At 36.3% G+C, this 12,537-nt stretch carries 14 protein-coding genes and 5 pseudogenes; 5 read left to right on the top strand and 14 right to left on the bottom strand.

The window, feature by feature from the left end; genetic code table 11:
* Positions 1–6 precede the first annotated feature (6 nt).
* Together HMPREF2876_RS07850 and HMPREF2876_RS10290 are read right to left on the bottom strand one after the other, a co-directional pair.
* Entirely contained in the window at positions 7–273 is a 267-nt protein-coding gene (locus HMPREF2876_RS07850; RefSeq protein ID WP_003026213.1) for an ACT domain-containing protein, read from the bottom strand.
* A 111-nt stretch (positions 274–384) separates the two neighbouring features.
* Positions 385–553, bottom strand: a pseudogene (locus HMPREF2876_RS10290) (substrate-binding domain-containing protein); the annotation flags it as partial.
* 160 nt (positions 554–713) lie between these two features.
* Here HMPREF2876_RS10290 and HMPREF2876_RS10660 point away from each other — a divergent pair.
* Positions 714–1,256, top strand: a pseudogene (locus tag HMPREF2876_RS10660) (zinc carboxypeptidase); the annotation flags it as partial.
* Positions 1,247–1,468: pseudogene (locus HMPREF2876_RS07840) on the top strand (site-specific integrase); the annotation flags it as partial. The pseudogenes HMPREF2876_RS10660 and HMPREF2876_RS07840, both read left to right, overlap by 10 nt.
* A gap of 554 nt (positions 1,469–2,022) precedes the next feature.
* Here HMPREF2876_RS07840 and HMPREF2876_RS10520 read toward each other — a convergent pair.
* Positions 2,023–2,241, bottom strand: coding sequence for a hypothetical protein (locus HMPREF2876_RS10520; RefSeq protein ID WP_024052719.1), 219 nt, complete (start codon positions 2,239–2,241; stop codon positions 2,023–2,025).
* Here HMPREF2876_RS10520 and HMPREF2876_RS07830 point away from each other — a divergent pair.
* A pseudogene (locus HMPREF2876_RS07830) lies at positions 2,214–3,185 on the top strand (tyrosine-type recombinase/integrase); the annotation flags it as partial. The gene HMPREF2876_RS10520 and the pseudogene HMPREF2876_RS07830 overlap by 28 nt on opposite strands.
* A 324-nt stretch (positions 3,186–3,509) precedes the next feature.
* Here HMPREF2876_RS07830 and HMPREF2876_RS07825 read toward each other — a convergent pair.
* The 10 genes and pseudogenes from HMPREF2876_RS07825 to HMPREF2876_RS07780 all read right to left on the bottom strand — a co-directional run bounded on the left by HMPREF2876_RS07825 (position 3,510) and on the right by HMPREF2876_RS07780 (position 9,869).
* Positions 3,510–3,863, bottom strand: coding sequence for a type II toxin-antitoxin system RelE/ParE family toxin (locus HMPREF2876_RS07825; RefSeq protein WP_003070628.1), 354 nt, complete (start codon positions 3,861–3,863; stop codon positions 3,510–3,512).
* Positions 3,853–4,137, bottom strand: a complete 285-nt coding sequence (locus HMPREF2876_RS07820; RefSeq protein WP_024052721.1) for a type II toxin-antitoxin system RelB/ParD family antitoxin — start codon at positions 4,135–4,137, stop codon at positions 3,853–3,855. The genes HMPREF2876_RS07825 and HMPREF2876_RS07820 overlap by 11 nt, the downstream gene beginning before the upstream one ends.
* A gap of 246 nt (positions 4,138–4,383) precedes the next feature.
* A complete protein-coding gene (locus tag HMPREF2876_RS07815) occupies positions 4,384–4,854 on the bottom strand; it encodes a hypothetical protein (RefSeq protein ID WP_070584625.1) in 471 nt (156 codons plus the stop codon).
* 165 nt (positions 4,855–5,019) lie between these two features.
* On the bottom strand, positions 5,020–6,261 hold the full coding sequence (gene mobV / locus HMPREF2876_RS07810) for a MobV family relaxase (RefSeq protein ID WP_070584623.1): 1,242 nt from the start codon (positions 6,259–6,261) through the stop codon (positions 5,020–5,022).
* A 317-nt stretch (positions 6,262–6,578) separates the two neighbouring features.
* Positions 6,579–6,980, bottom strand: coding sequence for a hypothetical protein (locus HMPREF2876_RS07805; RefSeq protein WP_070584621.1), 402 nt, complete (start codon positions 6,978–6,980; stop codon positions 6,579–6,581).
* A gap of 35 nt (positions 6,981–7,015) precedes the next feature.
* Positions 7,016–7,890: pseudogene (locus HMPREF2876_RS07800) on the bottom strand (replication initiation protein).
* A 293-nt stretch (positions 7,891–8,183) separates the two neighbouring features.
* Positions 8,184–8,825 (bottom strand): hypothetical protein, encoded by a 642-nt coding sequence (locus tag HMPREF2876_RS07795; protein ID WP_003070636.1) that lies wholly within the window; start codon positions 8,823–8,825, stop codon positions 8,184–8,186.
* 3 nt (positions 8,826–8,828) lie between these two features.
* The gene (locus HMPREF2876_RS07790; protein WP_059221485.1) at positions 8,829–9,155 is read right to left on the bottom strand and encodes a replication initiator protein A; all 327 of its coding nucleotides are present in this window, start codon (positions 9,153–9,155) and stop codon (positions 8,829–8,831) included.
* 5 nt (positions 9,156–9,160) lie between these two features.
* Positions 9,161–9,439: a DNA-binding protein gene (locus HMPREF2876_RS07785; protein ID WP_070584618.1), complete on the bottom strand. Its 279-nt coding sequence runs from the start codon at positions 9,437–9,439 to the stop codon at positions 9,161–9,163.
* A 130-nt stretch (positions 9,440–9,569) separates the two neighbouring features.
* Positions 9,570–9,869, bottom strand: a complete 300-nt coding sequence (locus tag HMPREF2876_RS07780) for a hypothetical protein (protein ID WP_070584616.1) — start codon at positions 9,867–9,869, stop codon at positions 9,570–9,572.
* Between the two features lie 163 nt (positions 9,870–10,032).
* On the opposite strand from HMPREF2876_RS07780, the gene HMPREF2876_RS07775 reads away from it, so the two are divergent.
* A complete protein-coding gene (locus tag HMPREF2876_RS07775; RefSeq protein ID WP_070584614.1) occupies positions 10,033–10,584 on the top strand; it encodes a helix-turn-helix domain-containing protein in 552 nt (183 codons plus the stop codon).
* 68 nt (positions 10,585–10,652) lie between these two features.
* Positions 10,653–11,825, top strand: coding sequence for a tyrosine-type recombinase/integrase (locus tag HMPREF2876_RS07770; protein ID WP_070584612.1), 1,173 nt, complete (start codon positions 10,653–10,655; stop codon positions 11,823–11,825).
* A gap of 315 nt (positions 11,826–12,140) precedes the next feature.
* Here the strand turns inward: HMPREF2876_RS07770 and rpsI are convergent, their stop codons facing one another.
* Positions 12,141–12,533 carry a 30S ribosomal protein S9 gene (gene rpsI, locus HMPREF2876_RS07765; protein ID WP_003035124.1) on the bottom strand — a complete coding sequence of 131 codons (393 nt, stop codon included), beginning with the start codon at positions 12,531–12,533 and terminating at the stop codon, positions 12,141–12,143.
* Positions 12,534–12,537: the final 4 nt, after the last annotated feature.

The following is a 12,537-nucleotide window of genomic DNA, read 5'->3' as shown; positions in this document are numbered from 1 at the left end:
CCTCTATTAGATATTGTACATAGCGTCAAAAATCGCTGCACTTTGAATGTTAATTTTAACATTGAGTGTATTGCCAAAGGCTTCAAATTCATTGCGCAATTCTGTAAAATCTTTCTTTTCTTCACTAGAAACAACCGCCATCATAGTGAAAAATTCATCTAAAACAGTCTGTGAAATATCATCAATATTCAAACCAAGCTCTGCAATTTTGCTAGACACTCCTGCCACAATCCCCGTTCTATCCTTGCCAACAACCGTAATAATTGCTTTCATTTTTTACTCCAATCAACATGCTTTTCCCTATTGTAGCATAAGTAAAGGAAATTTGCATAAACCGAAAGAGAAAAATACGACTTTTATCCCTTAAGCTCTGCCTAATCGTTATCAATTGATTGTTGATTCTTTCCAATGAACACTACAATCCAGCACTTGTTGTTTTTCTTCTTGATGACGCCCATCAATCTGGTCAATCAAAATCTTGGTTGCACGCTGGCCTTCTTCAAAAGCTGGTTGGCCTTGTCGTGATACTCGGCGAAGATAAGCTCGTCATCTCGATCAACGGGCTGAACGAAAACTCGTTCACTTCATCCGAGGGTCAGACAGGCTACCCGAAAACTGGTTTACTCTGCCCTAAAGCGTTTTGTCAAGTATCTTTTTGATTTATTGATGCTTTTTCTTTTGACCTCATCCCCATTTTGAGCAAGAAAAACAGTAATGGTTCTGACCTCAAACTTTCTCTCAAATTCAATGAATTATTTGGAAATGACTTAAGTCTTCGGACACCAAACAATATCCGCAGAACCTATCGACAATTCATCGGAAATCATGAGCTCGTTGGAACAGATGAAGAGTCCGGTCTAACGATTCGAAAAACACTTGTTTTCCGACCATATGAAAACTTCCATACTCACGAAGAAATGTTAGCGGCTATCGAAAAAAGTCGTCAAGAAGCTAAAAATGATCGGCTTGTTCAAATTGAAGACATTGGTACCAGCGCTCAAGGACGGAAAATTAAGTTAGGCATTATCAGTTCTGATCAAAAAAGCATTGATGATTACCTCAACTCAACCAATAAAATGGCGCTAACCAAACCTGCTGAAATGTTAGCAGCCCTCAAAGACGGCAAATTAGACTACAAACTTCCTATCCTCATCAACAACACACATGCTGATGAGCAACCTGCTATTGATATTATTACCGGCTTGTTCAACTCTTTCGCAACCCAAGACCAAATCAGCTTTAAAACGACTCAAGCAGAAGACGGCACCCACGGTTAAAACATGCTACTCCGCATAAATTACGACACACTAGAGCAACACTTGCTAAGAAAGCTGGAATGAGCTTAGAAGCTATCTCAGAAGCATTAACTCATAGTGATACTCTCACAACTAAGACCTATGTCAACACTTCTAATGTTGTCCCTCTATCTGCTGGTCATGTCGCCTATCAACATCTTAAAAATGAGTAGTGCAAATTTAGGGCAAATTTTAGGGCAATTAGGATTAATCACCTATTCACTACCTTTTATGAAATAAGAAACTGATTCGTTTATTTAAAAAGAAGAGGAATTATAAAACGAATATTTTGATCATTTGAGAAAAGAAACATTATTTTTAAGAATTTATCTGATAAGATAGGAGTATGAAAAATTTAAAAGAAGATAACATTCAAAAATCCTTATGGCACATCAAACGACATTGCGAGAATATTGAAAAAAATACTGATGATCGTAGAAGAAAAACCGAACTCCTACATCTGAAGGAAAGCGTCGAGATACTTAAACGAGTTTTAAACGATAAAAAACCCTATCCGAATTTGGATAGGGAGGAAGTGTTTTGACACTTCGAACCATTTATTGCTTTTGAGCTAGGAAGTTAAGTAGTTCTGAGGTAAACTGAGTCATAGGAATAAATCTCTTTCTAGTAATGTTTCGCAACTCTACTATAACAGATTTATTCCTTTTTGTGTTTACACAATTTATTGTCTACTCTATTTTCATTTTTAGAGCGATTTAATTATTCGTTAACCCTCTCGCCATAAAGCGCCATCTGGAAACAACAAAGCATCTGAGAAATAGCTGTATACCCTAATTTCTTTAGGCTTACTGAACGTCGATCCAAATCTTAGTTGCATAAAATATCTCGGTAATTCTTCAAATTTTATATTGCTATAATCCTTTGTTAAAATGTCTTGTCTTAAAGCATTTACTTTAACCATATAAGGCAGGGCAAACAACAACAACTATAAAACCTCCTACTAAAGCAACCATTTTTCAAACAGAGAGTCTCTTTAGGTTACATATTTTACCAATACTAGGGGATTACTCACTAGAGCATTTAATCAATAATAAACAACTCGTTCTATCACTACTCACTCCTAAAGCAAATAGTTATGCTAATTTCAAAGTAATTAGGAGCTATGTAAACTCTGTTTTTGATTGGGCAGAAGAACTTGATTATATTTCTTCAAATAAGCTTCGAAAAACTATCAGTAGAATAAAAGCTAATAAAAAAATCCTCCTCAAAGAGAATAAACGAGAGGAGGATCTTTCTCTTGATGAGGAAGAATTGAAACTATGGTTACAAGCTTTTGATACTGATCTTGCAAAGGGTGATATTGATTTCAAGGATTATACACTATTTTACACAACATTCTTCTTATCCGATCGTAAATCAGAAAGTTATGCACTACAGTGGAAACACATTGACTTTTCTACTGGAGAAATACTAATAGAGCAAGCATTAGACCGCTTTGGAAATGTAAAATCTACCAAGGGAAATAAAAGGACAATCTTTAAAGCTCCAATCGAGCTACTAGAAATACTAAAAAAATGGAAAATTCAACAACAAGAAGAACTCAAACTTTTTGGACTACGACAAACACAGAAACAATTTGTGTTTACATATAATGACCGGACTAATAACATAAATTTACCTCTCCATACAGACTATCTCAACTACCGAATGAAATCTGTAAGAAAAAGACATCCCGAATTAGCACCAGCTTCACCACACAAACTAAGACATACTGGTGCTACTCTTGCTAAACAAGCAGGTATTTCTCTTGAGGCCATTTCAGAAGCTCTTACTCATAGTGATAAAGAAATTACAAAAACTTACGTTAATACCAAAGATAAAGTCAATCAGACTGTAGGTGATATTGCATTTCGTAGTTTAAAAAATTGATGGGGTGAATATGGGGTGAATTTTGGGGTGAACTTTGATTTTTTGAAACAAAAAAGACATCCAAGAGTAAATTCTTGAATGTCTGTAAACGTTGATATAATCGTATTGATTAACGTTTTGAGAATTGTGATGCTTTACGAGCTTTCTTAAGACCTGGTTTTTGGTTCACTCGATTATTTAAACTCAAATACCATTAAAATAAACGTTTCTAAAACAAAAAATCATCAAAAATCTTATTTATAAACAAATATCTAAACCTAAACGGTATCAAAAAGGTATCAATTTTCTATAGTTTCGGAGCTTATAAAATAAACGAAATCTGTCTCAATCATTTGAGCTTTTTTTATTGCTTTTTCGTAGTAAATTCACATAATCACTCTTAGTATGAAAGAGATGCGACAAGAATACAACTTTATCTTCTTCAATCACAAAATACAGTAGCACATATTGTCCAATAATTTTTCCCCTAGTCAAATACTTGCTATTTATCTTAACGCCTATTCGTTCATCAGCATCAAAACCAGCCTCTGGAAAAAGCTCCAGTTCCTGCAATCCATTTAAAATTTTAGCAATCGTATTTTTTGCTGATTGCTCTGATAACAATACATTTGAAATATATTCATGAATATTGTCTATCGCCTGGCTGACCTCTTCTGAAAAAACAACTTTATAGACCATAGCGTTCCCTCATTTCTACTAAGGAAACGCCTTGTCCTTCCTCGTACTGTCTCAATGCTTTTTCTGACTGAGACTGTAGTTCCTCAATCAACTGTTCTCTATGCAAATCTTCAGCTGTCTTAATAGGCAAATCTTGCTCAAGTACAATTTGCTCAACAAAAAGCGTGATGGCTTCAGTCATGGTCATGCCCTTTGCCTTAATAATATTTCGAGCTTGTTCCATAGTGGCCTCATTCAACTTAAAATTATATTGCTTTGATAATGTTATAGCCATGATATATCTCCAATCTATATTTATAGATTTATTATATACCATGTATAGATTTTAAGCAAGTAAAAATCCTAGTTATCAAAAAACTAGGATTTTCCCCAAATTCGCATTTATCGCAATAAGCGACGCAACGCCTTATTCGACTGTCTCACAGAGCGGCCAAAAAAGCGTAATACAGAAAATGCAATCATCCAACCAAATAGCGTTTTTCTCATAGCGTTATCTCCTCTCTCAATATTATACTACAGGTTACTTCTTACTAGAATTTTTACGGGCGATTTCCTCTCGTATTTTCTTCTGATGAAATTCTATTTTTTCATGAGGAAGCATATTGCGATAAGCCCTGATAAAATCACGATAAACCAAATACTTTTTATTAGGGTTTACTAAATCCTCTACTAGCTGAGAACAACCTAGTCTGAAGGCTTCCAAATCTTCAATGATGATATATAAGTCCAATTTTTCTTGAATAAAACGGATATTGTAGTTATCCTTGAGTCGTATTTCTAGAACATTGATAGATAAATCTTTCGTCCAAAATTCCTGACCTTGTTCATCTTCCAGAATAGATGTTTCAATAATACTTAGGGGCAAAGCAGGTAATAAATCTTCACCTGTCGTTTCTTTATGGACAATTTGTAAGAAGCCTATCAATTCCTTTCCAGAAAAAGGGGTAGGCTGTGAGATTTTATAAACAAGTGGTTTATTAGTATTAGTCATGTTCTTTCTCCTTGTTCATTTATTCCATGGTTCTCTTGACAACAAGTAACCTAGTCTCTTTTAGCCTTTGGCAATCGGTCGTCAGCTTTTCAGCCTGCCGACTCGACTGACTTTAGTCTAAAGTCGACTAGCTTGTTATCAAGAGACTTTCACGGCATAAAGTGCTTAAAATATATTTTTTTCAATCATATTTTTAACACTTCGAGCGACTGACATAATGGTTATTCTTGGTGGACGTATTTGATTTATGACATGTAACATTCTGCCGAATTCTTTAGGATGCATGTAATTTCTTGCTGTTTTGCGCCAAAGTGCAAGTTTTTTATTTACGGCATTTAATTGCTCACCTAATCGTTTTATACTTTCATTGAGTTTTTTATTTGCGTGTTTTAGTTTATCGACTTCTGATTTTAGCGTACGATTTTCAGACAATATGTGATCACTCTTCATCAGTTCTTTAGCTAAGTTATTCTGTTTAGAAAGTGATTGCTGTAATTGATGTTCAAGTTTGCTGTTTTCGTGCCTTAGCCTATTATTGTCTAGGGCATTTTGAGAGGCTGTATGAAAGAGTCTGTCATAGGTTGCTTTATCCATTTTTAGTTTACCGTCAAATGTACGTCTGACTAATTTGTCTTTCTTCATTTCTTCAATCTGTAGAGATTGAAGAGACTCCAAAACAGCTATATCATCTAGTAAAGCATCTTTCTCTTTTTCGTGTTGCTTGATTTTTTCTGTAGTTTGCTTTTCCTGTTTTTCTAGTTGCTTTAGTTTTTGGGTTTTATCAACTATCTTTCTATCAGTATCATCTAGTAAGCGTTGCTTTTCTTTAAATTCTGCTGTTTCTAGGTGTTTCTTCTTGCTATCAGACCCCCCACGTTGCAAATTATAGCCATGTTCATTCAGGTATTTAGGAAATGCCTCTTGAATCTCTTTCAGTTGGTCACGACTGCCAAATAATGACTTAGAGCTTAACTTGCCATTTTGCATAGGTACAAGTCCTAAGTGCATATGTGGCGTACTCTCGTCAAGATGTACCATAGCATAAGCGATATTACTATTACCGTATCTTTCAGCAAAGAAATTTTTTGCTGTTTCAAAAAAATTCTTAATCTGAGCCGGACTCATATTCTCAAAAAATGCCTTGTCTGATGTAATAATCCATTCGTTACACAAAACGGCATCTTTACGTAGAGCACGTTTGGATATTTTATTATCGTTGATGTATTGTTTAATCTGTCTATCGTATGGGATAGAGCGGTCACGGTCGGTTAATTCATAGTTTAGGTGAGTTTTTTCTGGGTCAATATCCTTGTTCGAGTGATTTTCAAAAATTCGTTCATTGTGACGATAGGCACCACCAAGATTTCCAGATTTCATTTTTTGCATTCTAGCTACTGCATAACTCATAGTTTGTTCTCCTTTCTCGGCTCAAAGGGTCGCCGAGCTGGTGGCGGAAGATTGCCACCAGGACTAAGTGACCCATAGGGTAGATTTTTTCCTGAAGGAACGGCACGACTTCCATGTAAAGTGTAACGCACTACACTTTACTCCGTAAATGTGCGTTCTCCGAAGGGTCTTGCAGACGACACATCGCTCCGAATACAGGAGCGACATCGAATCACCTCTCGAGCCACAAGAGGAGTTTCGACTATACTCGCCGAAGCGAGTAGGGCACTCTGTCGGTGCCCCAGGGTCGGACGCTTCGCATTGTCCGACAAATGCCGTCAGAAGACGGCAAAGGCTAAAGCTACAAGGAAAGCTATAGATACAGTAGTGAGTGCAAGCATTAAGTAAACTCTATGTTGTTCCAATCGTTCAGCATAATCTGCCCAAGCTTTTAAGTTTTGTTGCTCACTCTTCCGATAGCCTCTCAAAAGTTGCAAATCTTGTTCTAGTTGTTTGCCTTGTTCTTTAGCCTCCTCTAATTCTTTCTCAAGTTTAATCACATCATTTTCAAAATGATAATCTTCAAGTATTCTAATGCCTATTAAATCAAGGTTTTCAACCTTTTGGTTGTCTAGGTATAAATGACCTTTCAACCTCTCTTTATATTTTGGAGATCGTATCCGTTTATAGATGGATTGACTACTAACTCCCAGGATATCAGCGTAGTCTTTTATTCTCATTTTAGGCCTCATAACTCCTTGTTAATACTGGATTTTCAACCAAATGGTTGAAAGCTATTTTTGTTTCTCTTCCCCCATAATAGGCAAGCTGTTTTTCTAATATTGGTCGTTCATGTTTTAATAAATCTTTCATCAATTTCAGATAGTCAATATCAGATGTTTTATAGGTTTCTAAAATCTTTTTATATTTAGTTCTTGTATTTCTATGTAATTTTTGCCAAACATTTTTATTGCGTGTATATGCGACTAAATATATCTGAGTTTCAACTGGTAAATCATCAAACATAAAAGGTTTAAAGATAATAGAGTCAATGACCTCGAATATTTCTTCAACCGAGCGACTCCGAAGCTGAAATTCTAAGCGCCACCAATGCTTAAATTGACTTGCAAATTCCTTTTCTTTGTCAGTCCCATTTTCTAGTTGCTCTTTTTTCTTGTTATACAGCCTAACCTGTTTTTCCGAGCGAGAAGCACCTAAATACTTCGTTTCTAGTTTTCCAGTATCTGAACGAAATTCTTTGGTCGCAGTGGGGCGCCCTTTTTTCTCTAGCACAAACTCACTACAATCAACCTCAAACAAATCAAAAGCTAAGTCAGCACGAGATATTGAAATATCTTCAAGATATGGTATAATAGTGTCTATAATTTCAGTATCTACTGAACGGAGTTTATTAGGGTTGAACTCCAAACGGAAAGGGCGAGCATTAAAGGCTTGTCCTTTTATTTTGTCATATTCCATGTGGAGCACAACTTGACCTCTATCCTTTGTGTAAGCTCTGAACATATCAGTCATAGCAGTCTGGACGATAATGGCTATATGACTTTCTATCAAACTTTTGAGATCAAGGAGTTTGATAGGTTTGATATAAGCTGTAATAGTGATGTTGTCTAAGCTAACTTTTAATTCCAAATCAACCTCCTTTCTTGTAGAGGTCGCCTATCGGCGCCAATTTTTTTGACTGCGTAAAGGCCTACGTAAAATGACATTCTCGGGGGAGCAACCCCGAGCCGACTTCGTCGGACCATTTTCATTTTGCTCCAGCCAAACTTGCCAAAAAACGGGTGTAGTAAATGCACATCAGATGTGCACATAGCGGGCTGTTAGAGGGCGCCCTGTTATAAATTTTTCGTAGCACCTCAAAATCTGACCCCTAAAATCTATTTTCATAATATTTTCACAACTGTTTTCATAAATATTTTTGACTAGAAATTTTGTAAATCTGAAGGAGATTTTTTAAAAAAGTCTTCTCGGTCAACTAAAAATATTTTGAGGATTTTTTCAATAATCTCATCAGGTGGCACCTGTTTATTTTTCTTGTAGCTAAAGAAACGGTCTTTAGTTTTTTTGATTTCTCCTAAATCATCTGACTCGTCAGCAAACAACAACTCATTCAATTCAAACCAACGTAGTTCAGATTGTTTGCGGAGTATTTCAAAATTTCTCCAGAATGTCCGACCTTCATCTAACTGATCCATCTTTCTCATCAGTTGAATTCTTTCGATTTTTCGATATTCTTTCGGCAAAAGTACCGTCACATACTCAGGAGACATGTTTGAATAGATAACCTCTTCTGTTACAACAATGGGAAGCTTTAGGGAACTATCAACATCTTTCAAAATCTTTCGAACAAATTGACTAAGGGTAATTTGTGTATTCAACTTATACTTCAACATCTTAGTGCTTAGTAGTTCAAAGATATCAGTTGACCTAAAAAGCCATTCCATCAGTGTTTTAGTATCTATATCTTTGCTTGAAAATGCTTGATAATCAAGATGATAGCTGTCCAATCGTGATTGGATAGCTTGATTAAGTGCATTATCTTTCCCAAAATAAATCTTTATCATTTTTCATACCTCGTTGATATATATTTTATAGGGCAAACTGTGACCATAATAAATATCTACTCTTTCACGTTCAATCAGATTGACTTCTTCCAATCGTCGCATAATAGTTATCATTGTAGTTCTACTACAAGAAAACATCTTGGCTAACTCGTTTAATTTAAAATTTAGATAGACACTCCCATCAACATCTATCCAACCTTTTTCAGGTGCTTCTATCTGCTTGTCTTTTAGGACAGCATAGACAAACAAGTCTGTAGCAGACAAGCTACTGTAAAAATCATCTTGTAATAAAATTTTAGGTATTAAGTAATTTTCGTTATCATAGTCCATAGCTCTTACCTCTCAAACTGTTCTAACCACTGAGCGACCTTGTGCTTGTCGTACAAGGTCACTCCGTCAATAACCATATGTGGCATGCCTTCCTTCTGCCATTTGACAATAGTCGTCGTTGAAACATCTAGCCAACGGCACAAGCCAGCCATACGAACCATAGGCTTATAGAGTTCCTTATCTTCAAGGGCTTTTTCTATTGCCTTTTGGAGCATGTTATCATAGCGAGCCAGTAACTTCTTTTCGGTTACTTTTGGAAGTTGTATCGTAAATCCTTCTGTCATTTGCAGATTCTCCTTTTTGTTAAAATCATTTTTAAACTATTTTCATTGCCTATTTTCTGGGAATAGTTCAATCTAAAATAGTTCCATAGGATAAATATACCTATCTAGTATTTCAGACCGAGTGGCACTCCTATTTTTCAAGGATTGCTCTTGCTTGTTTCATACGTTCAGCAAGTTCTTGACGTTGTTCTTCGGTCATCTTGCGTTTTTTCTTAGGAAATACGTTGATTGAAAAATCCTCACCAATCTTCATAATGGCAGTTAGCCAAATCGTTCTGCCATCTTCTTCCTCAGTGTTTAACACTCCATAGGCTTCAGGAAGTTTTAGCACTTTTTGAATGTGTGGAGAATAATTTGTTTCAATCGTCCATTGTTTATCCAGTGCGTCAAATCGGACAAACGTTTCTTGTTCTTCTAGTGTGTAAGCCATAGTTGACCCCTTTCCTTTTTTACAAACTCCGAAAGCATTTGTTTTTGCATTATTTAAATACAAAATACATTTTAAAATACTTTTGCATTTTTGTCAATGATTTTTGTATCATAATTTGTTTTTTTGTGTTATTTGTGTTATTTTAGATACAAAAGGAGAGAAAATGAATACACGAATCCCATATCTAGTCGCTTTAAGCGGTAAAACACTAAAAAAAATTAGCGAAGAAACTGGAATAGCCTACCCAACATTAACAAGCTATAACCAAGGTGTGCGTAACCCCAAGAAAAACAACGCAGTTATTCTTGCAAAATATTTTGGAGTATCAGTTGGATATCTATTAGGAGATGAAAAAGAGCCTAACTTGATAAATCCAGGTGATGAACCTCTATTACAGAGTTTTTTTAGAGTAGCTCAAGGGAAAACTAACTTATACAAAGTAACCGAGTGGACCCCCTTCAAAGATGATGTTAGCTTTGTAAAAACAATGCTTCTATCCACTCCAACACTTGAAAAAAAAATTGATGAAATTTTTGAAGGCATTGAACCTAATATAATTCATGCACTCAAACAAAGGATAAGAGAAGTTGCCGAAGAATTTCCTTATACAATTAACCATAGCGGAGATGAAAAATCAGATTATCACTACGTATGGCAGGCATGGATAGAGACCGATGAATACAAGCAAAGAATAGCTAAAAAACATAAAAAATAATCGTGACAACTCGTAATTTCCTTATTTTACAAGCTCCGAAACCTTAGAAAAATAAAGGAGAAATTACAATGTCCATTCACAAATACCCAAGTAAAAAAGCCAAAAATGGCTATTTGTATTTTGTCAAGGTCTATATGACTAGAGACGGTCAACGTGCAGACCATATCAAACGTGGCTTTCGTACTCGAAAGGAAGCCAAAGACTACGAAGCTAGGCTCATTTATCTTAAGGCTTCAGGAAAGTTGGAAGAGTTCATCAAGCCATCTCAAAAATCTTATAGCGAGATTTTTGAAAAATGGTATCAAGCCTATCAAGATACGGTAGAGCCGACAACGGCTTCACGTACTCTTGATATGTTTAGGTTGCACATTCTGCCAGTCATGGGAGAATTACCTATCAGTAAAATCTCCCCTTTAGGCTGCCAGAACTTTATCACGGAAAAAGCAAAGACTTTCAAGAATATCAAGCAAATCAAGTCTTACACTGGTAAAGTCTTTGACTTTGCGATTAAGATGAAATTGCTTAAGCATAATCCTATGACAGAAATCATTATGCCAAAGAGGAAGAAGATACGGACAGAAAATTATTGGACGGTTCAAGAACTACAAGAGTTCCTAAACATTGTCCTTCAGGAAGAGCCTTATAAGCATTATGCACTCTTTAGATTACTAGCCTATAGCGGCTTAAGGAAAGGCGAGCTGTACGCTCTTAAATGGGCTGATATAGACTTTCAGAGCGAGGCTCTCAGCATAAGCAAGAGCCTAGGACGATTAGACGGTCAGGCAGTCGAAAAAGGCACTAAAAACAATTTTTCAGTTCGAAAGATTAAGCTAGATAGCGAAACTATCTCTATTCTGCAAGAATGGAAGTCAAATTGCCAAAAAGAAAAGGCACAACTAGCAGTCGCACCTCTTTCTATCGAGCAAGATTTTATCTTCACTTACTGCACACGTACAGGCTCAATAGAGCCACTACATGCAGACTATATCAACAATGTACTTTCAAGGATTATTCGAAAACATGGCTTAAGGAAAATCAGTCCTCACGGCTTCAGACATACTCATGCTACCTTGATGATTGAAATCGGAGTCGACCCTGTCAACACTGCCAAAAGGTTAGGGCATGCAAGTAGTCAAATGACTTTAGACACCTACAGCCATTCAACAGCTAACGGAGAAGATAGATCCATCAAACAATTTGCGAGTTATCTAAAAAACAATACAAAAAACTCCAGACAGTAAGTCTAGAGTAGAGTAATGCGGGCGATTTGCATCGCAATCCCGATTTTTTAGAAGAATTTTCTCCAAGGACAGCATCGAAGCCTGTTAGGAATGAATCCCAACCTGATTTTCCTGTCATTACACTCTCAAAGTTTAACATAAACAGGAAGTATACGTCAATTATATAAACTATTCAAAGATAAGAATATAATCAAAAAAGATGTAAAAGTTTTTCCAAAACGGTATCAAAAAAGGTATCAAAAGCAAAAATCAACTAAAAAAAGCACCTTGCAAGAGACTTGCAAAATGCTTGTAATCGTTGTTGTAAAGCGGTTCTTAACGTTTAGAGAACTGGCTAGCTTTACGAGCTTTCTTAAGACCTGGTTTCTTACGTTCTACCATACGGGCATCACGTGTAAGAAGACCAGCGCGTTTGAGTGAGTCGCGGAAGTCTGGGTCTACTTGAAGAAGGGCACGAGCGATACCGTGACGGATAGCTCCTGCTTGACCAGCGTAGCCACCACCGAGAACGTTTACGAGAACATCGTATTGACCAACAGTTGAAGTAACTGCGAATGGTTGGTTGATGACAAGGCGAAGATCCGCGTGTGGGATATATTCTTCAACATCTTTTTTGTTTACGGTAATTTTACCAGTTCCTGGAACAAGGCGAACGCGTGCAACAGCGTTTTTACGACGTCCAGTACCTGCATATTGTGCTTGTGACATAGCT

It is taken from the genome of Streptococcus sp. HMSC073A12 (assembly GCF_001812815.1).
GTDB classification, from domain to species: domain Bacteria; phylum Bacillota; class Bacilli; order Lactobacillales; family Streptococcaceae; genus Streptococcus; species Streptococcus vaginalis.
The sequence above is the reverse complement of the archived record's forward strand: the minus strand, read 5'-3'. Positions and strand labels throughout refer to the sequence as shown.

Bases quoted from the DNA above. Each gene is read 5' to 3' on its own strand.
- HMPREF2876_RS07850 (WP_003026213.1), bottom strand. From the start codon at position 273: ATGAAAGCAATTATTACGGTTGTTGGCAAGGATAGAACGGGGATTGTG.
- HMPREF2876_RS07825 (WP_003070628.1), bottom strand. From the start codon at position 3,863: ATGGTCTATAAAGTTGTTTTTTCAGAAGAGGTCAGCCAGGCGATAGAC.
- HMPREF2876_RS07820 (WP_024052721.1), bottom strand. From the start codon at position 4,137: ATGGCTATAACATTATCAAAGCAATATAATTTTAAGTTGAATGAGGCC.
- HMPREF2876_RS07815 (WP_070584625.1), bottom strand. From the start codon at position 4,854: ATGACTAATACTAATAAACCACTTGTTTATAAAATCTCACAGCCTACC.
- mobV (WP_070584623.1), bottom strand. From the start codon at position 6,261: ATGAGTTATGCAGTAGCTAGAATGCAAAAAATGAAATCTGGAAATCTT.
- HMPREF2876_RS07805 (WP_070584621.1), bottom strand. From the start codon at position 6,980: ATGAGAATAAAAGACTACGCTGATATCCTGGGAGTTAGTAGTCAATCC.
- HMPREF2876_RS07795 (WP_003070636.1), bottom strand. From the start codon at position 8,825: ATGATAAAGATTTATTTTGGGAAAGATAATGCACTTAATCAAGCTATC.
- HMPREF2876_RS07790 (WP_059221485.1), bottom strand. From the start codon at position 9,155: ATGGACTATGATAACGAAAATTACTTAATACCTAAAATTTTATTACAA.
- HMPREF2876_RS07785 (WP_070584618.1), bottom strand. From the start codon at position 9,439: ATGACAGAAGGATTTACGATACAACTTCCAAAAGTAACCGAAAAGAAG.
- HMPREF2876_RS07780 (WP_070584616.1), bottom strand. From the start codon at position 9,869: ATGGCTTACACACTAGAAGAACAAGAAACGTTTGTCCGATTTGACGCA.
- HMPREF2876_RS07775 (WP_070584614.1), top strand. From the start codon at position 10,033: ATGAATACACGAATCCCATATCTAGTCGCTTTAAGCGGTAAAACACTA.
- HMPREF2876_RS07770 (WP_070584612.1), top strand. From the start codon at position 10,653: ATGTCCATTCACAAATACCCAAGTAAAAAAGCCAAAAATGGCTATTTG.
- rpsI (WP_003035124.1), bottom strand. From the start codon at position 12,533: ATGTCACAAGCACAATATGCAGGTACTGGACGTCGTAAAAACGCTGTT.